10 protein-coding genes are annotated in these 19,870 nt (G+C 53.5%); all 10 read left to right on the top strand.

From position 1 onward, the window contains the following. The first annotated feature begins 34 nt into the window (after positions 1-34). The 10 genes from DQG23_RS15785 to DQG23_RS15830 all read left to right on the top strand — a co-directional run bounded on the left by DQG23_RS15785 (position 35) and on the right by DQG23_RS15830 (position 19,622). Positions 35-940 (top strand): ABC transporter permease, encoded by a 906-nt coding sequence (locus tag DQG23_RS15785; RefSeq protein ID WP_113031922.1) that lies wholly within the window; start codon positions 35-37, stop codon positions 938-940. Between the two features lie 18 nt (positions 941-958). Then, positions 959-1,843 (top strand): carbohydrate ABC transporter permease, encoded by an 885-nt coding sequence (locus DQG23_RS15790; RefSeq protein WP_113031821.1) that lies wholly within the window; start codon positions 959-961, stop codon positions 1,841-1,843. Positions 1,844-1,885: 42 nt separating this feature from the next. Beyond that, positions 1,886-3,619: a sensor histidine kinase gene (locus tag DQG23_RS15795; protein ID WP_113031822.1), complete on the top strand. Its 1,734-nt coding sequence runs from the start codon at positions 1,886-1,888 to the stop codon at positions 3,617-3,619. A 109-nt stretch (positions 3,620-3,728) separates the two neighbouring features. Beyond that, positions 3,729-5,393 carry a response regulator gene (locus tag DQG23_RS15800; protein ID WP_113031823.1) on the top strand — a complete coding sequence of 555 codons (1,665 nt, stop codon included), beginning with the start codon at positions 3,729-3,731 and terminating at the stop codon, positions 5,391-5,393. 1,007 nt (positions 5,394-6,400) lie between these two features. Continuing rightward, positions 6,401-7,540: a DUF3895 domain-containing protein gene (locus tag DQG23_RS15805; protein ID WP_238177903.1), complete on the top strand. Its 1,140-nt coding sequence runs from the start codon at positions 6,401-6,403 to the stop codon at positions 7,538-7,540. A 134-nt stretch (positions 7,541-7,674) separates the two neighbouring features. After that, positions 7,675-8,034, top strand: a complete 360-nt coding sequence (locus DQG23_RS15810; protein WP_113031824.1) for a c-type cytochrome — start codon at positions 7,675-7,677, stop codon at positions 8,032-8,034. A 342-nt stretch (positions 8,035-8,376) separates the two neighbouring features. Beyond that, a complete protein-coding gene (locus tag DQG23_RS15815) occupies positions 8,377-9,462 on the top strand; it encodes a sialidase family protein (protein ID WP_202865922.1) in 1,086 nt (361 codons plus the stop codon). A gap of 354 nt (positions 9,463-9,816) precedes the next feature. After that, positions 9,817-11,724 carry a DUF2334 domain-containing protein gene (locus DQG23_RS15820; RefSeq protein WP_113031825.1) on the top strand — a complete coding sequence of 636 codons (1,908 nt, stop codon included), beginning with the start codon at positions 9,817-9,819 and terminating at the stop codon, positions 11,722-11,724. Between the two features lie 147 nt (positions 11,725-11,871). Then, on the top strand, positions 11,872-12,879 hold the full coding sequence (locus DQG23_RS15825; protein ID WP_158560549.1) for an AraC family transcriptional regulator: 1,008 nt from the start codon (positions 11,872-11,874) through the stop codon (positions 12,877-12,879). A gap of 305 nt (positions 12,880-13,184) precedes the next feature. Beyond that, a complete protein-coding gene (locus DQG23_RS15830) occupies positions 13,185-19,622 on the top strand; it encodes a phosphodiester glycosidase family protein (protein WP_113031827.1) in 6,438 nt (2,145 codons plus the stop codon). Positions 19,623-19,870: the final 248 nt, after the last annotated feature.

The following is a 19,870-nucleotide window of genomic DNA, read 5'->3' on the forward strand; positions in this document are numbered from 1 at the left end:
TCAGAAAGTATATCGTGGTAGGCGGTGGTGCATGATGAACTTGATCTCGCGCATGTGGAAACGGGAATGGCCGCTTCATGCGATGCTGATCCCGGGACTTGTTTTCGTTATCGTATTCAGTTATATCCCGATGGCCGGCATCTTGATGGCTTTTCAAAAATACATTCCGACCAAAGGCCTATTCGGCTCGCCGTTCGTCGGGATGAAAAATTTCAGGTTTTTATTTGATTATCCCGATATCGGACGCGTTTTTTTCAATACCGTTTATATTGCCGTTATGAAAATCATTGCAGGATTGTTCGTCCCGATTACGATCGCCATTTTGCTTAACGAGCTGAGCAGGCCATGGATCAAACGGACGTTCCAGACGCTCGTTTACTTGCCTCATTTTTTATCCTGGGTGCTGCTGAGCGGCATTCTGATCGACGTGCTTTCCCCGTCCAGCGGGCTTGTGAATCAAGTGCTCGGCTTGTTAGGCATCGAGCCGATATTTTTCCTGGGCGATAATCGCTGGTTCCCTTATGTCATGGTCGTTTCGGACGTCTGGAAGGAGTTCGGCTTCGGTACGATCGTTTATCTGGCGGCATTGACCGGCATCAATCCTTCGCTGTATGAAGCGGCTGAGATCGACGGAGCGGGACGCTGGAAGCAAACGCTGAACATTACGATTCCGGGCATGATGCCGATCATCGTGCTGATGCTTACGTTAAACATCGGCAACGTGCTGAATGCCGGCTTCGATCAAATATTCAACCTGTACAGCCCGCAAGTTTACGAAAGCGCCGATATTATCGATACGTTCGTCTATAGAATGGGTGTTCAGCAGTCCCAATTCGGGTTCGCAACGGCAGTCGGCCTGCTCAAATCGATCGTCTCCTTCCTTTTCATCTCTGTTTCGTATTTCCTGGCTTACCGATTCGCGAATTATCGCATATTTTAAGAACCTACGAGGTGCCGTATGCATGTTAAAAACTCTTTGGGAAGACGGCTGTTCTTAGGGGGCAACGTCTTGATTTTGGCGGCAATCTCGTTTGCCTGCCTGATGCCCCTTATTCATATACTGGCGTTATCCTTCAGCTCGGGAGCTGCGGCCTCGGCCGGCAAGGTCGTGCTGTGGCCCGTCGATTTTACGACCGCCGCTTATGACAACGTGTTCGGCAAGCCGGAATATTTGCGCGCTTTTCGGGTAACGCTTGTACGGGTCGTACTCGGAACGGCGATCAGCATGTTTCTGACGATTATGACGGCCTATCCGCTGTCGAAGGAAACGAGCCAGTTCCGGCTGCGGACGTTTTACGTTTGGCTGTTCGTATTTACGATTTTGTTCAGCGGCGGCCTTATTCCCTGGTACTTGACGGTTAAATCGCTCGGTTTAATCAATACGATATGGGCGCTCGTGCTTCCGGGAGCTTTGGCGGTATTCAACGTCATCTTGCTGCTTAATTTTTACCGCAGTTTGCCGAAGGAGCTGGAGGAATCGTCGCGGATCGACGGCGCCGGACACTTCGCGACGTTATGGAAAATTTATGTGCCTCTCTCGCTGCCGGCGCTCGCCACGACCGGACTGTTCACGATGGTCGGCCATTGGAACAGCTGGTTCGACGGCATGCTGCTGATGAATCAGCCCGATAAATATCCGCTGCAAACGTTCCTGCAAACGATCATCATCAATCTCGACTACCGTTTTCTTAAGACGCAGGATGCGGAGCTCATCATCAAGCTGTCGGACCGTACGAGCAAGGCGGCGCAAATTTTCGTGGCGGCATTTCCGATTTTGATCGTGTACCCGTTCCTGCAGCGGTTCTTCATTAAAGGAATTGTGATGGGGAGTGTCAAAGAATAAGAAACCAGTATTCTCAACCAACACATAGCGGGTGAACGGACGATGAAGCGCTTTTTCCAATTGAGGGACTCTTCGATTTTCAAAAAAATTATGGCCGCGTTCATGGCGGTGCTGCTTCCGCTGATGGCCATTACATGGCTGATCAACGACAAGGGCTCGGACAGCATCCGCAGGGAAATATCCCAGTCGACCTTGAATACGGCCAGATATTACCTGGAATCGCTCGATAAAGAAGCGGACCGAATCGTTCAGTATTTGCCGAAGTATGTGACGGACGACGATCTGATGGAAATTGCGGCGGCAGGCGACGAGTTGTCTCATTTCGAACGTTCGCAAAAAATATGGGACATTCAAAAGAGGCTCATGCTGATGAAGGACTCGAGCCCGTTCATACAGGAAGCGCGGGTTTATATTCCTTTGCTCGGCCGAACGCTGCTCAGCGCCAAGTATGAAACCGAGATCGACCGGCAGGAATTTGAGGCGATGCAGCTGAAAAACCGGACTTACGAGGAGCCGTTCATTTTTTATGACGACCGTCTGTTCATATCGATGCAGTACCCGGCGAATACGCAGCGAGAGCCGCTCTTCGTCGTCGCCGTCGAGCTTTCCGCTTCCGAGATTCAAGAGTCGCTGGCGCAAATCGGCAGCTCGATCGGCGGCAAAAGCGTGCTGTACAACATCGACCGCGGCTGGCATATCCAAGCCGATAACGACCCGGCGCTGCTTGCGACGGTCGAAGGCTTCATCCGAAGCAATCAGGCCGAAGGGAAAAAAGAAGGCTACGAGACGGTGAGGTACGAAGGCAGCAGCTACCTCGCCGTTTATAAATATTCTCCGCTTTGGAATTCGTATTCGGTCAGTCTGATTCCCGAAGCCAACGTGCTCGGGCCGATCCAGAAATACCGGATCTGGTTCTGGTGGGCTTGCGCGCTTGCCGTGCTTGTCGTGCTGTTTTTCTCGTACTTCCTGTTCCGGCTCATTTATCGCCCGCTCATGCGGCTCGTTCACTCGTTCCGCCGCGTTCAGCAGAATAGGCTGGAGCCGATTGCGATCGACCGGGGGCATGACGAATTCGGGTATTTATATCAAGCGTTCAACGATACCGTGCAATCGCTGCGTACACTGATCGAGGAAAACTACGAGCAGCAAATCCGCAACCAGCGTTCGGAGCTGAAGCGGCTGCAGGCGCAAATCAACCCGCATTTTCTGTACAATTGCTTCTTCGTCTTATGCCGCTTGATCAAGTCCGACCGGCAGAAGGAGAAAGCTTACCAATTTTGCTTATATATCGGCGAATATTTTCATTTCATAACCCGCAATGACGAAGACGAAATCCCGCTATCTCTTGAAGTGAAGCATTCCCGCACTTACGTTGACATGCAATCGGTATGTTACGGAGAGCGCATTCAAGCGGAATTCGACGGGGATATTCCGGATATCAGCGTCCCCCGGCTCGTCCTGCAGCCGATTATTGAGAACGCCTACAAGCACGCGCTGGGCAACATGCGTACGGAAGGCGAGTTATGGGTGCACAGCGAGAGGGAGCCGGAAGGCTTGGCCTTTTATGTGGAGGACAACGGGAACGCGATTTCGGATGAAGACATCTACAAGCTGAATTGCCGGTTGAAACGGTCCGAAGGCCGGCTCGAGGAAACGACGGGGCTTGTCAACGTGCACAGACGCATCCAGCTGCGGTATGGGCCCGAGTTCGGCATTACGATGGCGCGCTCGGAGCTTGGCGGGCTGCAGGTGAAAATATTGTTCGGCTTGAGCTGACGCAAGTATACCGCTTGCGAAGTGGAAATCCCTTTCGGCATGTTAGGGTCTCCGCATTCATTGGTTCAACTTATAAAGGTTATTCAGAAACGCTTGAGGAGGAGTCAGCATGTACAGATTGCTGGTCGTCGACGATTTGCCGATCATCGTGGACGGATTGATCGAGCTTTTCGAGCAAACGGGCCATTTGGAGCTTGACGTTCTCAAGGCTTACTCCGGCGAAGAAGCGCTCGAGGTGCTCCAGAGCAACCGCGTCGATATCGTCATCTCCGACATCAAGATGCCCGGGCTTGAGGGCATCGAGCTTCTGAAGGAGATTAAAGCGCAGTGGCCGGCGTGCAAAGTTATTTTCCTGACCGGCTATAACGACTTTCATTATGTGCAGAGCGCCGTCAAGTACGGGAGCTTCGAATACATTCTGAAGATCGAAAGCGACGATAAAATCATAAGCTCCGTCGAACGGGCGATCGCCAAATTCGATGAGGAATTCGATCAGCGGCGAATGTACGAACGCGCGAACAACCGGATGCGAATGGCGCTTCCGTCGCTGCAGCGCGAGTACGTTTCCGGGCTTCTGCAAGGCAAGCCGGTTTCGGACGGCCAACTGGCAAGCCACTTTCAAGATATCGATATGCCGCTGCGTGCGGACATGCCGGTATTTTTGCTGCTTGGGCGGGTCGACGGCTGGAAGGACATGATGACGGCTCCGGATAAAGCGCTGCTTATTTACGCCGTTCAAAATATCGCCGAAGAATATTTGGCGCCGTTCGTCCGCAGCTATTCCTATGTGTACGACCAAGCCAAAGTCGTCTGGTTCATCCAGCCCGGCGCGGATTCGCGAATGGCGCAGGAGGCCTCCGAGCCGGATTGGAAAAAGACGGCCACCTACTTAAGCGGCATGCTGGAGACAATCCAAGCGACATGCAAAAAGCTGCTGCAGCTTCCGGTATCGTTCATGCTGGGCAGCGAGCCCGTGGCGTGGAGCGGCGTTTTCGACCGTTTTCACAGTTTGAAGTACGGCTTCGTTTCCGGCATCGGATTATCGAGCGAAGTGATCTTAAGCGACACGGATATCAGACGGGGAGACGTAGGCGCGACTGGGGACAGCCGAAGCGATTATTTTCACCATGCCCGCGTCCAGCTGCTCGGCAAATGTCTGGAGAACAGCCACCGCGACGAATTTTACAATTTGTACCTCGATTTGACGGAGGTTTGGACCTGCGACAGCTTTCCGTACGAGCGGAAAAAGGAATTGTATCACGCGATGGCCGCCGTCTTTTTGGCCCATATCAACAAAAGCGAGGACATGCGCGTTTATTTGAACGCCGCTCATGATTTGACGCCATTGCTCGAGCTTCGCGATAAAACGTCGTGGCAGTTTTTGAAGCAATATTTTATGCAAACGGCGGATTGCCTGTTCGACTGGCATGCGGCGAAAGGCGAGCAGCTGCCCTCCGAGGTGGTGCAGAAGGCGCATCTTTTCATTGAAGCGCATATAGCTACGGACATTTCCTTGAATGCGATCGCGGATCACGTCGGGCTGAACCCGTCTTATTTTTCCCGGCTGTATAAGCAGATTACGGGAATCGGCATGTCGGATTACATCAACGATTACCGGAACTTGAGAGCGAAGGAGCTGCTTCTCGGCAGCGACATGAAGGTGAACGATATCGCCGCAGCTCTCGGGTACAACTCGGGACTTGCGTTCATCCGCTTCTTCAAAAAGCAAAACGAAACGACGCCGCAGGAGTTCAGGACGATGCGCTCGACGTAACCAGTTGTTCGGCGGGAAGCGGCGGTAGTTGTGGCTGTGCAATATCTGTACCCGTAAGGCTGTAGAAGGGCAGAAAAGTTGTACGGCATGCAACAATCTTCCCTCGTAAGGTCGTGTTATGGCAGAAAAGTTGTATGGCATGCAACAATCTTCCCTCGGAAGGTCGTGTTATGGCAGAAAAGTTGTACGGCATGCAACAATTTGCCCCCCGTAAGGCCGTGGTAGGGCAGAAAAGTAGTACGGCATGCAACAATCTGCCCTCGGAAGGCCGTGAACGGGCAGAAAAGTAGTACGGCATGCAACAATCTGCCCCCGGAAGGCCGTGCAAGGGCAGAAAAGTTGTACGGCATGCAACAATCTGCCCCCGGAAGGCCGTGCAAGGGCAGAAAAGTTGTACAGCATGCAACAAACTGCCCTCGGAAGGCCGTGGAAGGGCAAAAAGTTGTAAGCCGTGCAACAATCTGCCGCCGGAAGGCCATGCAAGGGCAGAAAAGTTGTAAGCATTGCAACAATCTGCCGCCGGAAGGCCATGCAAGGGCAGAAAAGTTGTACGGCATGCAACAATCCGCCCTCTGAAGGCTGTGCAAGGGCAGAAAAGTTGTACGGCATGCAACAAACTGCCCTCGGAAGGCTGTGCAAGGGCAGAAAAGTTGTACGGCATGCAACAATCTGCCCTCGGAAGGCCGTGAACGGGCAGAAAAGTTGTACGGCATGCAACAATCTGCCCCGGGAAGGCCGTGCAAGGGCAGAAAAGTTGTACGGCATGCAACAAATTGCCCTCGGAAGGCCGTGAACGGGCAGAAAAGTTGTACGGCATGCAACAAATTGCCCTCGGAAGGCCGTGAACTGGCAGAAAAGTTGTAAGCCGTGCAACAATCTTCCCCAATGTAAGCAGTAATCGACACCGATTGCCGCTGTTTTCGGCTTACCGGCTGTCCCGTCCTTCCTGTTATACGGTATAATGGGAAAAAGACCGGACTACCGGATCGGAACGGAGGCGATATGCGGTGAAACAGCTGCTTTCAGTTGAAGAGAGGGACGCGATTTTTCGGACATTGGCCGACGAGAAGCGGACATTCCTCGAGGAGCGGATGAAACGCGGAAGAAGAACGCAGTTTGCGCGGCAGATGGCCGAGCAAAAAGGCGCTGTCATTCCGGAAACCGCCTCTTACGAGGATATCGAAAGTTTATTGAACGATTGGATTTATATCGGCTATATCGACGCCGGGCATGTCAGCGAGGAATATAAGTGCGAATGCGGACGGGCGCTTCGATACCAGCACACGGTTCAAAATAAAGCGACCGCGGAAGTGAAACGGTTCGGCATCGATCATTTGGAGATGCATACGGGCATCGATGCGAAGACGGTGCAGGCGATTCTCAAGGGCTTTCAGGTCATCGATTACGAGTTGTCCGAAATATTGGGCAAAGTTAAGGAAGGCTGGAAGCTTTCGAATGCCGTCAGGGATATTCCGGCAGATCTTGAGCTACCCCCGGACATTGCCGAGCATATCAAGCTCGGACTGCCGCTGCTGGAACGGCAAACGGCCAAGCTCAAGGCGCTTGTCCGCGAACATCTTGACCGGTTGCCGCGACCGGCTCCAGGCGTTTCCGGAACGCGAAGCGGCGGCTGGGACGATTCGGCGCGCGAGCAGATCGGCCAGACAGGCTCAAGCGCTGTCGGGCGGCCTGAGCCTGTCTTATCGGGCGGGCATCCCGGCTTCGGCATGGAGCAGCTCGATCTGTTCGCGGACAGCAGCGATCAGCTGACGTTCGATCTGTTCGGCGAACCGCCGGCTGCTCCTAAGCCTTCGGCGGCTGCGGAGACGCCAGGCGTGCAGCGAGGCTTCACTGCCGACATATATGGCGAAGCGGCGCCGTCGTCTTCCGCCCAAACCGGCGACAAGCTTACCGAACGCCAGCAAGAGGCGGTAACCCGCTATTTGCGCGAAGGCGTACAGAGTGCAAGAATCATATGCGAGCTGCTGATCCGCAACGACGGGGCCATTGATCGCCGTTTTCTGACGCAGAAGCCCGTTATTTATCCTGCGGTCTGCCGCAAGATTGACGGAGAGACCGTATCTGGAGCGTACAAGCTGGTTTCCAAGGATGAGAACGACCGGGTATACGAGCGAGCCGGCGAGTAAAAGGCGGTTCATCGATTTGTCACTTGCTTGCCAACCCTACGAAGTGTACCCTATAAGGGAGCGGACTGGGTTTATCATCCAATCGTTGTAACCAATCTATGTATCGATCAAGCACTCTGAAGGAGGCTAACATTATGAAGAAGAAATTGGCTATGCTCGTATCGGCTGCGGCTTTGGCCGTTGCGCTTACCGCATGCGGCGGAGGAAGCAAGGAAGCGTCGCCGTCTCCATCGGCACCGGCAAGCGGATCGCCTGCGGCTACGACGACTGCGGCGAATGCGGAATCGATCTATAAGCAGAACTGCGTATCCTGTCACGGCGCGGATCTCGCCGGCAAAATGGGGCCGAACCTGCAAAAGGTCGGCGGCAAACTGGACAAGGATAAAATTGCGGCCAAAATCCAGAACGGCGGAGGCGGCATGCCGGCTTACAAAGGCAAGCTGAAGGACGATGAAATCCAGGCGCTGGGCGACTGGCTGGCAGCGAAGAAATAGTTTGCGCGTTATCAAAGAAAACCGGTCAGAAATGGCCGGTTTTTTTTAATTGTCAGGAAGTATATCCTCCGCTGATAGTTCCAATTCCCGGTAAACGCGCTCATCCCTTAGCGTATGCTTACGAAGTCGCTTTCTTCGAAGTCGTTTATCCTTGTGCATTTGAAGCGATTGAATGTTTTGGGGCTTCCGGTTCCGGGGAATATTTCGCAAAATTCCGGGTTGATTCCTGCTTAAGGATAGGCTACTCTTACATTATGAAAGAAAGATATTATGGTTATACCATTTTGCAGATAAAGCAATCGCATCTTAATATTTTGTAACCTATAGCAGGGAGTGGAGAGCGTGGAGCAAAAAGGAACGATCGTACTGGATTTGCGTCCCGTCGAGGGAAACCCGAGAAATAGCGAAGGCGCGTTTCTCGATTTATATGACGGGCGGCTTATGTTCGCCTACAGCAGATTTACCGGCGATTCGGCGGACGACATCGCGAAGGCATGCATCGCGGCCCGTTTCTCGTCCGACGGAGGAGATACTTGGAGCGGCGATTCCGTCATCGCTCAGCCCGAAGATCATGATGCGCTTAACATAATGAGCGTATCGCTGCTGCGGATGACGAACGGCGACATCGGCTTGTTTTACCTGCTTCGCTACGGCTTCCAGGATATGCGGCTTCATCTGCGGCGTTCCTCCGACGAAGGCTTGACCTGGGGCGAGCCGGTATGCTGCGTGCCGGCTGCAGGATACTACGTGACGAACAACGACAGGGTCGTCCGGTTGTCGTCCGGAAGACTTGTCGTCCCTGCCGGCTTTCACCGCATGAAGACGAGCGATAGCGAGTGGGGCAAGTTTGACGGCAGAGCGGTCACGTTTTTCTTCTTGTCCGACGACGACGGCGCGACTTGGCGCGAGGCCCGCAACTTCTGCTCGATCGGATCGCCGCATTCGCAGAGCGACATGCAGGAGCCGGGCGTCATCGAGCTTGCGAACGGAACGCTTTGGGGATGGGCGCGAACCGACCTCGGCTGCCAGTACGAGACGTTCTCCAGTGACGGAGGGGAATCGTGGAGCACCCCTGCGCCGTCTGCGTTCACATCGCCATGCTCGCCGTTATCGATGAAGCGCAATCCGCTTAACGGCGATTTGCTCGCGATTTGGAACCCGATTCCGGCATACAATACGCGCAAGATCGAGAAGCACAGCTGGGGCCGGACGCCGCTGATCGGGGCGGTCAGCAAGGACGACGGCAGGACATGGTGCGGCCACTTCGCCGTCGAACGGGAAGAAGACGGCAACGGCTGCTGCTATACGGCTATTCATTTTACAGGCGAGGCGGTGCTTCTTGCTTACTGCGCAGGGGAAGAGGAAGACGGCATTTGTCTTTCGAGGCTGAAGGTTCGCAAAATCGCATTATCCGAGCTGCAAGCTTGATGCGACCTGAGGCAGGAGAGTCTTTTCCGTACTTATACGTTGTAAATAAATAAGCGCCGAGCATTCGACACGATCCGTCGGGTGCTCTTTTTTGACCCATTTTTATCCAGTGGAGGTAATTATGTTCAAGTATGCACAGCGCATTTGAAATGATAAAATAAAGTCGCATTGCTCTTCTAATGAAAGCGTTTTATATCGACTGCTCCCAAGCGATTGAACGATGAACGGCTATCGTCTAACCGGGGTTATCCCTGGAAACGTATTATCGTGCAGGAATGGCTCGAGGGGGAATAACGAAATAATAGGTAGATCAAAGCGGACTTATATGGATTTTGTGGAGGTTGTCTCGAACGTATGAAGAAACGTGCTTGGGTCCGTTACGGCATGGCCCTGTTATTGGTGACGGCATTATTCGGTTATTATGACCGTTTGTTTACAGCAGCCGGCGAATCCGGCGAACCAAAGGTCGTTTTGATGCGCTTGGAGGATATCGGGCCGGGCGGACAATACGAATCTCCCGAGCAGTTGGGAAAGCTGCGAACCGTGCTGGAATACTTGAGCGGGAACAATGTGCGCTATCAGATAGGCGTCATTCCGCGCTGGCTTAATTTTATGCCGGATCAGTCGGTGTACGACCGCTCGCTTGACAGCCAGGACAATCCTTATATCCGCTCCTTTACGAACGTACTGAAAAATGCCGAACGCAGCGGCGCGGTCATCGGCATGCACGGTTATACGCATCAGTTCGGCCAAACGAGACGCGATGACGGGCATCACGAATCGGGGATCGGCAATGAATTCGATGTGGCGGGAATACCGGAAACGAGCCTGCCCGCCTTTGCCGAGGGACGTTTGGAAGCCGGGGTTCGAATCCTGCAAGCCGCTGGGATTACGCCGAAGTTTTGGGAAGTGCCGCATTATCACTCGGCAGCTGCGCAGGATGACGTGTTCCGCTCTTTTTTCGGCATCGTTTACGAGAACGAAAGAAGCATGCCTAGTCAGAAAAACGTTTTTTACCATAACGTCCGCAATAAGGGAGCGGGTTCCGCAACGTTAGGGGCGGTATATGTGCCGACTCCGTTTTCCTACATTCCGTACAATAAAGACGAGAAGCTGATTCTGAATCAGCTCGGCAAAAGGCAGCGTTTGGCTTCGTTTTTCTATCATCCTTTTCTGGAATTCAGTCATTTGCAGCCTGTGCTCGACAATGATGGAAATCCCGTACTGCGGGACGGGCTGCCGGAATTCGCCTACGCATCAAACGGCAAGTCGATCCTGCAAAAGCTGATCGCCGGCGTACGCGATAAAGGTTATTCGTTTTATTCGCTGCAGGATTTTGTGCCCTTTACGCCTGAGTATAGCGTCCGGTTCGACGCTAACGAAACGTTCGTTCGGCTAGGCGACGCGAACGGTGACGGGGTAACCGATATCGTCGTGCGCGATTCCGCGAAAGGCGGTTTTAATGTGATCCGGGGCAGCTATAGCGGATTGCGGAACTTCCCTAGGCAAGCCGGGGAAAAGTGGCTGGACGCTTCCTTCGATGCAGGAGATAAAGCAGCGATGTTCGACTACGACAACGACGGCAAGAGCGATTTATGGCTGCTGCGGACTTCCGGCAAGGTCGAGGCATACCGCTCGAACGGCACGGCTTTCGTATTGGACCGCACCTGGAAAACAGCGGCGGCGTTCGACTGGCAGGATATATATCCGCTGAGGCAAGCTGACGGAAGCTGGGTCATCGCAGGTACATCCAAGGAAAAAAGCGAGCTGCAAGGGTTTTACTTGAAAAGCGGCGAGCTTAAGCCGACGGTGCCGATGAAGGTGCGGTCCGTATCTGACAAAAGATGGCTGATCAGCAGAGCAGGCGGAACAGGCACCGCAGAGCATCTTTGGATTCCGAAGCTTGCTTCGAACAGCTGCATCGATCTGTTGTTCGATCCGGCAACGCTGCAGTGGAAAGCGAGCCGGTTCCGGCTCGACGCTCCGGAAGCCGACGGCGAGCTGCGCTTGGGCGATTTCAACGGAGACGGCAAAGAGGATCTGTTGTTCTGGGACGGCGGCGAGATGACGGCGACCGTCATGTTAAAGGGCGAAGACGGCAAATACCGCAAGACGCCGCGGTTCGGTCCTTGGGGAGAACCGGGAGCCGGGCTGATCGTCCGCGACTTCGACGGCAACGGCAAAAGCGATCTGGGCCTGCTCGGCGGGAAAAGCGGCGTATTGGATGTCGCGCTGTCATTTCAGACGAAAGAGCTGCCGTAAGGCAGCGGGACAATCGCGGCGCCATTTTATGCGGTAAAGTCTTACGTTGTTATTGTTTCGCTAATATAAAGAAATTAATAAGTTTCTCGTTCCCGGGTACCCGCTGCTTTCGATTTATGCTAAGTTCGGAGCATGGAGGGGGACGTTATGCTTCATATTATGATCGCAAGTAGCGAAATGTCGGTACGGGAAGCGGTTGGACAGATGGCGAGGGCATTCGGACATGCAATTGTAGGAGAAGCGGAGGACGCAGAAAACGCGCGCATGGAAATCGATAAGGGCTGGCCTGCCGTTCTCATAACCGATACGGGATCAAGCAATTTGGACGGAATGTCGCTGCTTCGGCATATCGACGAGCAAAACTTACCGATTGCCGCGATAGCCGTCGGCGATTGTTCGGATCCCGAGCTCATACGGCAAGCGATGCGGCACGGTGCTGTCGACTTTTTGCCGAAGCCGATAAACGGAAATGAACTGGCTTATGCGCTTCGGCTCGCAGCCAGGCGGCTTGAATATGTGCGAAGCTCCATGAGACTGTTTCAGCGAGTGGAGAAGTTTTTTGCCGATTTGAATGGCAGGAGTCCGGCCGACATCATGCGGGAGCAGGCGGACATCGTTCGTGCGATGCGCGATCCGCAGGAAGGAAGGCGAGGAGCCGGACTTGGCATGCTGCGCATGTTTGCTCGGAAATGGCACGAATGGTTCGAGCGGAACGGCTATCCGTACGAACCATGCTTCAGGCGTCGTTCGGATGAAGGCGTCGATGCCTATTTTCAGAGATTGGCGGAGCTTTGGATTGCCCGTTCGGCAGCGCTTGCCGACAATAACGGAAAGCTTGTCATCAAGATGGCTTGCGGCTACATACAAGAGAATTACGGAAAATCGTTCACGCTGACTGAAATCAGCGAACGCTTCGGGATGAGCGTATCGTATTTTAGCGCCCAGTTTAAACGGACGACCGGTTATTCGTTTATCGAATATGTGAATTCGGTAAGGATTCGAAAGGCGAAGGAGCTTCTGCTGCGGCCGAATGTGATGATTTATGAAGTCGCTCATGAGGTCGGGTTTGCGACAGTGCAATATTTTAACAAGTCGTTTAAAAGCGCCGTCCGCATGACGCCCAACGAGTTTCGTAAAAAGCTCGGCGTGTACTGAATGTTCCTCTTTATAGGGTATCGGCTCGGGTTTTCAGGCCGTACAGTTTTAAAACGCGCACTTCCCTGCTTAAAGGGAGGCAGCGCGTTTTTTTGCAAATCCCAAGACGCTGATAGACCTTTATACCGGGGATTATTATAAGATTTCGTTAAGAAGAAGATCGGCGAATAAAAAGTAATATCGTTCCATTACTTGGACTCTATCCGTTTGTATACTGGACATGTTGCAGGTGGCGGATGCCGGTATTTCGCTTTTTACGGGCATCCCGCACACGCATATTCCAGGCAGGAGGCTAAGAAACGAAAATGAAACGAACACAGCGCAGGTTGGCCTTATTTTTTTCATTATTGATGATCTTTACGATCGCGGCTCCCCTCGGCGGTGCTTCGACTGCCGGCGCACAGCCTGCATTCGGGCAAGTGTTGGACGAGCGCAAGATGGAGATCGGGCCGGGTGCGAACTATTCCTGGTACGATATGAAGCTGTCGCAGGGCTTGGAGAAGGTGCACGTACTCGAATTCGATCCGCAAAATACGTCGCTCGATTTGCAGCCCGGCAAAACGGACGGCAAGGTTTACGGTATGACAGGCGTTACGAAGATGGCGGACGATGCCGATAAAGAAGGCAATCGGGTTATTGCCGCGATCAACGGCGACTTTTACGATATGTCGACGGGCGTGCCTTTAGGCTTGTTTATGGGGGACGGCGAAATTTTGACGAGTCCTCCTGCGCCGACGGATTGGCTTGCTTTCGGCTTGAAAAATGACGGCACGACCGTTTACGGGTTAAGCCCGGTTTTGCAAAGAACGCTTACGATCGGCGCGAAAACGTTGAATATATCGCACATCAACCGGATGCGTGAAAATTCGGAAGCGTTGATGCTGTATACATCGTCTTTCCATACGTCGACGATGACGAACGACTTGGGCGATGAGGTGGTGCTTGACGTCCTGGAAGGCGAAGTGAAGAGCGGGCAAACGATGAAGCTGAAGGTTTCCGCCATTCATAAGGATAAAGGGAACACGACGCTCGCGCCAGGTCAAGTCGTCCTGTCCGCATCCGGGAAGTACCGTGCGGAGCTGGCCGGTCTTCAGATCGGCGACGAGCTGTCGGCCAAATTTGAGCTGGAAGACAAATGGAAGGACGTCAAAATGGCGATCGGCGGCGTCTTCATGCTCGTCAAAGACGGCGTTGCGCAAACGCATGAAGACAAAGCGTTGTATCCGCGGGTCGGGATCGGCACGAAAGCCGACGGGTCGGTCGTCATGATCGAAATCGACGGCAGAGCGCCGGGCTTCAGCGAGGGCGTTTCGTACGACGATCTCGGCAAAATCATGAAGGAAATGGGCGTCGTCAATGCGCTTTGCTTGGACGGCGGCGGCTCCGCAACCTTCGTGGCGAAGCTTCCCGGCGAGGTTAAGCGGAAAGTGCTGAACCGGCCTTCGGACGGAAGCGAGCGCAAAACGGCCAATGGTATGCTGCTGGTCAATAAATCGCCTGAAGGTCCGGCATCGAAGCTTGTCGTTCAGCCGAATATGGAACGCGTTCTTGCCGGATCTTCCATAGCGCTCCAAACGGCTGCAGTCGATGCGAACGGGCACCCGGCTGTTTTCGAAGGAACGCCGAATTGGGCGGTTGCCCCTGCTCTGGGGACGATTGAGCCGTCCGGCAAGTTTACGGCAGGCACTACGGCTGGAACCGCCGATATTACCGTTACGGCTAACGGCTTGACGGGAAACGGCAAAGTCGAAGTCGTCGATGCGCTTACGGAGCTGAAGTTTCCGGATAAGGTGAAAACCTTTGCGGTCGGGGAGAAGGTAAAGCTTTCGGTAGCGGCATTGCGTGACGGCCAAGTCGTTGTGGCGGACAATGGCAAATTCGGCTGGCGCGTCGAAGGGCCGATCGGCTCGATCGATGCGAACGGCGAGTTTACCGCGACCGGCGAAACGGAAAAGAGCGGTAAAATTTACGTGACGCATAACAACGTCGAGACGTCGATGGACGTCAACATCGGACTTCCTCCGGTAGTCTTGGAAGATTTCGAAAACGGCGTAGGCAATTACAAGCCGAGCGACGGAGCGAGATTCCAATCCGTCAAAGTCAGCGAAGAAACGAACGAGGATTTTGTCCGTTTCGGCAATAAGGCCGCTAAGCTGGAGTACGATTTCCGGGAAACGATCGGCACGTCAGGCGCCTATATTACGGCACAGGACTTATCCACGAATATCCAAATTCCAGGGTACCCGGAAAAAATAAGCGTCTGGGTTTACGGAGACGGCAAAAAGCACTGGCTTCGCGGACAAATCCGCGACGGTAACGGAGCCGCGGTCGGGATCGACTTCGTCGACCAGACCGTGGGCGTAGACTTCACCGGCTGGCGTTACTTGGAGGCCGTCGTGCCGCAAGGCAGACCGCTCCCGCTGCGTATGGACCAGCCGATCCGGTATATGGAAACGAAGAACGACAACAAGACGGACGGCGTTCTTTATATCGATCAGCTCCGGGCGGTCTACGGGCCGGTTGACGACGACATGGATGCGCCGATTCTCAAAGAGTTCACCCCTGCCGAAGGCAGTACGGTTCATACGAGCACGCCGAAAATTCAGGCGATCGGCGAGGATTTCGGGTACGATCCCGCCGTCCATCCGGGAACTACGCTGATCGATCCGGACAAAATCCGGCTTTATGTCGACGGCGTAATCGTGCAGCATACGCTTTACCCGCCGAAAGGACAGATTCACTATACGCCGAACGTGCCGCTGGCGGACGGCGTACATCAGGCGAAGCTCAAAATCAGAGACTTGTCCGGCAACCGGACGGAAAAGGAATGGACATTTACGGTCGATACGGGATCTTCGAAAATCGTATACGAGAGCCCGAATGAAGTGTATGCCGGCAACACGTATTCGCTTGATCTGAAGGCGGTAAAAGCGTCCGCCATTCGTGACGGGCATATCGAGTTCGGCTTCGATCCTTCGAAGGTGGAGGCGCTGCAAGTCGTAAAAGGCGGCAAGCTTGCTGAAAATCAGCTGTCTTCCGTTATCGATCCGGTATCGGGAACGGTTCGCGTTCAGTTCAGCAATCTCTATCAAGCCGGCTTAACCGATCAGGATATCATGGGGCAGATCCGTTTCAGCGTCAAATCGGATGCTGCCGGCGAGTTGAGCACCGCATTCAAAAACGGTTCGATTACGTTTACGGATAAGGGCGATACGCAATTCGGCTTTTACGGATTGCCCGCAGTCGCTGCGGTTAAAAACCATCTGAAGCTGACCTGGGACGAGTTTGGCATCGTAGAGGGAATGAAAACGACCTTTAAGGTTACGGACGAAAACGGCGCGTCTGTCGAAGGCGTGACCGTTCAGTACGCCGATGGAACGACAGTGGGATTGACGAATGCAGACGGGGTGCTGCAAACAAGCGCGCTTACCGCGGAGGTGAATGAGACCCCGTATCTGCTTCAGGCGGTAAAAGGAACCATGTACAGCGCGATCGAGAAATTTAAAGTATCGAAGCTGGCGGGAAGTCCGGTACCTAACAATGTCAGTGTCACGATGGGGGCGGATCCGACGGTATCCCGCGCATTTACATGGCATACGAATCCGGGGACGGAAGGAACCGTAGTCGAGGTAGTCAAAGCATCCGAGTTCGCCGATTTCAGCCAGCCGAACGTGATGAAATTTACCGGCGGCAGCTATATGTTCAACACATTCGATATCGGAACGGTCAGAGTCCACAAGTCGGTTGCGGAAGGTCTCGAGCCGGGAACGCATTACGTGTACCGCGTCGGCGACGGCGCCGGCAATTACAGTCCACAAGGCTTCTTCCAAACGGCTGCGGCAACGGGAGAGCGTACCAAGTTCATTTTCCTGGGCGATTCCCAGGCGACGAAGGAAGCTGATTTTAAGCTCTGGGGCGATATTTTGAAGAAAGCGATGGCCGATAACCCTGATGCCGAGTTTGTCGTGCAGGGCGGCGATCTTGTGGAAGACGGCTTCAGGGAGAACGAATGGAATATGTGGTTCAATGCCGCTCAAGGAGAGCTGATGAAAACGACGGTCGTACCCGTAGTCGGCAACCACGAAGTGACGGGGACAAGGAAAAACGAGGATTTTCTGGCGCACTTCAATCATCCTCAGAACGGCATCGACAGCTTGAAAGGAACGAATTTCTCATTCGATTATAAGGATGCGCATTTTGTTGTCCTAAACAGTGAATACGACTTCGAGCTGCAGAAGGAGTGGCTGCGTAACGATTTGGCCAATACGGACAAGAAGTGGAAGCTGGTCGCGTTCCATCGCGGTCCTTACGGAAGCATGTATGATTCCGAGCATATCCGGAACGTCTGGACACCGATTTTCGACGAGTTTAACGTCGATCTTGTCATGAACGGTCACGATCATATTTATTTGCGCACATACCCGATGAAAGGCAATGAAGTCGTCGGCGAAGGCGAAGGCACGACTTATATTGTCGGGGGCTCGAGCGGACCGAAATTTTATCAGGTTGTCGAGCGGAGCTGGCAAAAAGTAACCGACGGCGAAAAAGTGCAAATGTATGTCGCCGCGGAAATCGACGGAGACGAAATGAGATTCGTCGTGAAAACGATCAACGATCGGATTGTGGATCAGTTTAAGCTCATGAAGTTTCCTCCTGAAGCCGTGACGATCGATAAGCCGAGCGTCAGCTTAACGGTCGGGGAAAGCGAAAAGCTGAATGCGACGGTAAAGCCGGACAATGCTTTTAACAAGAGCGTGACATGGTCGGTATATGACGCTTCGTCGGAAGGGGTAGTAACCGTCGGCGAAGACGGCATCGTAACGGCACATAAGGTGGGGAAGGCAATCGTTCGCGCGCAATCCGTGATCGAATCGGTATATGCCGACAGCGTCATTACGGTAGACAAGCTTTCCGAAGTGAAGGTCGACGAAGTCCGTCTCGATCGGACATCCGGACAGCTGAAAGCAGGCGAGACGCTTCAATTGAAGGCAGAGGTGCTGCCGGATCATGTTAGCGACCGAACGGTCATCTGGTCCGTATACGGAGAGCATTCATCGAAGGTGGCGAAAGTGTCGGAAACGGGAATGGTTGAGGCTCTTATGCCGGGAACCGCGACGATCCGCGCATATAGCAAGTACGATTTGACCAAGTATGCGGACTTTACGCTAACCGTAGTGGAGGATACGCCGGCTGAGCCGAAAGTAGCGGAAGTCAGGCTCGGCAAAACGGAGGCTGAATTGAAGGCTGGAGAAACGCTCCAGTTGACGGCAACCGTGCTTCCGGAAAATGTAACGAACAAATCGGTTACCTGGTCGGTTATCGATACGGGATCGAAAGGCGTGGCGGAAGTTTCGAATGCGGGTTTCGTACGGGCGCTGAAGCAGGGAATCGCTACGATACGGGCAACCAGCATGGCGGATGCTACCAAATTTGCGGATATTATTATAACGGTAAAAGAAACGGTTAAGCCGACCGATCCTGAAGAACCTGCCGGATCGGGCGACCATGACGGCGGTACGGCCCAGCCTCCGGAACCGACGGATAAACCTGAAGCTCCAAAAGTGGAAAAAGGAAAAGTGACGGTAACCGTCAAGCCGGATGCTTCGAGCTCGACCGTAAAAGCGGAGATCGGCGAAGAAGCGCTTGAAGAAGCATTAAAGGACATTGCTGCCGACGCTAGCGGCATGAAGAAGGTCAAAATCGAAGTTAAAGGCGATTCGGCCGCGAAGCAGCTTGAAATTTCGCTGCCTGTGCAGGCCTTGACGAAGAACGGCTTGGATACCAAAATCGAAATCGTCTCCGCGCATGCGGTTGTGATTTTGCCTTCGAATATGCTCCAGGATGCGGCTGCGAAATCCGCCAAAACGGTAAGCCTGGTAATCGGGGCTGCTGACAAAGAAGGATTGCCGCAGCAAGTACGTCAGCAGATCGGTGATCGTCCGGTTATCGATCTGGATATTAAGGTGAATGGCAACGTGCATGAATGGAGCAATCCGGATGCGCCGGTTCAAGTAGCCATTCCTTACGAGCCGTCGGCGGAAGAGATGAATAACCCGCACGCCATCGTCATTTGGTACGTCGACGGAGCGGGAAAAGCCGTTGCCGTACCGAACGGAAAATACGATAAGGCGACGGGAACGGTAACGTTTTCAGTCAAGCATTTCAGCCGATTTGCCGTAGCGTTCGCGAATAAAACGTTCGCCGATATCGGAAGCCATGCATGGGCGAAAGCTTCGATTGAAGCTTTGGCGGCGAGGGATATCATCCAAGGCACGGATGTGAACACATACGCTCCAGAAGCGAACATTACGAGAGCGGATTTCGTTACGCTTTTGGTCAGGACGCTTGAGCTGAAGACAGCGTTCAAAGGGAATTTCGAAGATGTTAAGGCCGGCGACTACTACTACGATGCGGTTGGGATCGCCAAGCAGCTTGGCGTTATACAAGGCGTAGGAGACGATGCATTCAATCCGAAGCATGCGATCACGCGCCAAGAACTGTTTACGATTGCGGCTAGAGCTTTAAGCCAAATGAATGAGCTCCAAACGAATGGAGATGCCGGAAGGCTGAGCGGTTTCGCGGACAGCGGAATAGTCGCCGCATATGCGGCCGGCAGCATCGCCGCTTTGGTCGAGCTAGGCTTGATCGAAGGCGACGCAGGCATGCTGAATCCCGAAGGCCTTGCGACAAGAGCGGAAGTCGCTGTCTTTATGGACAGGTTGTTAAACAGGATTCATCCATAATCATTGCCGGACAAGGGGCTGTTCCAATGGAGCAGCCCCTTAGGCATGATGCGAAGCGGCCGCACAAAGCCTTTTAACCCGCAGTTTTTACTCTTCGCGATTCCGTCCATTTCGTTCCTTTGTGAAACAATTGAGCGGCTAAAGCCGTCAGAAGGAGTGCAAGTCTTAACCTTTTGCATTTTGTTGCAACCGCTACTATCCTGAGGCGGAGGAATTTGGCATAATAGGGAATGACGCGCCTTGCGTTG

The organism is Paenibacillus contaminans, assembly GCF_003285015.1.
Taxonomy (GTDB): domain Bacteria; phylum Bacillota; class Bacilli; order Paenibacillales; family NBRC-103111; genus Paenibacillus_V; species Paenibacillus_V contaminans.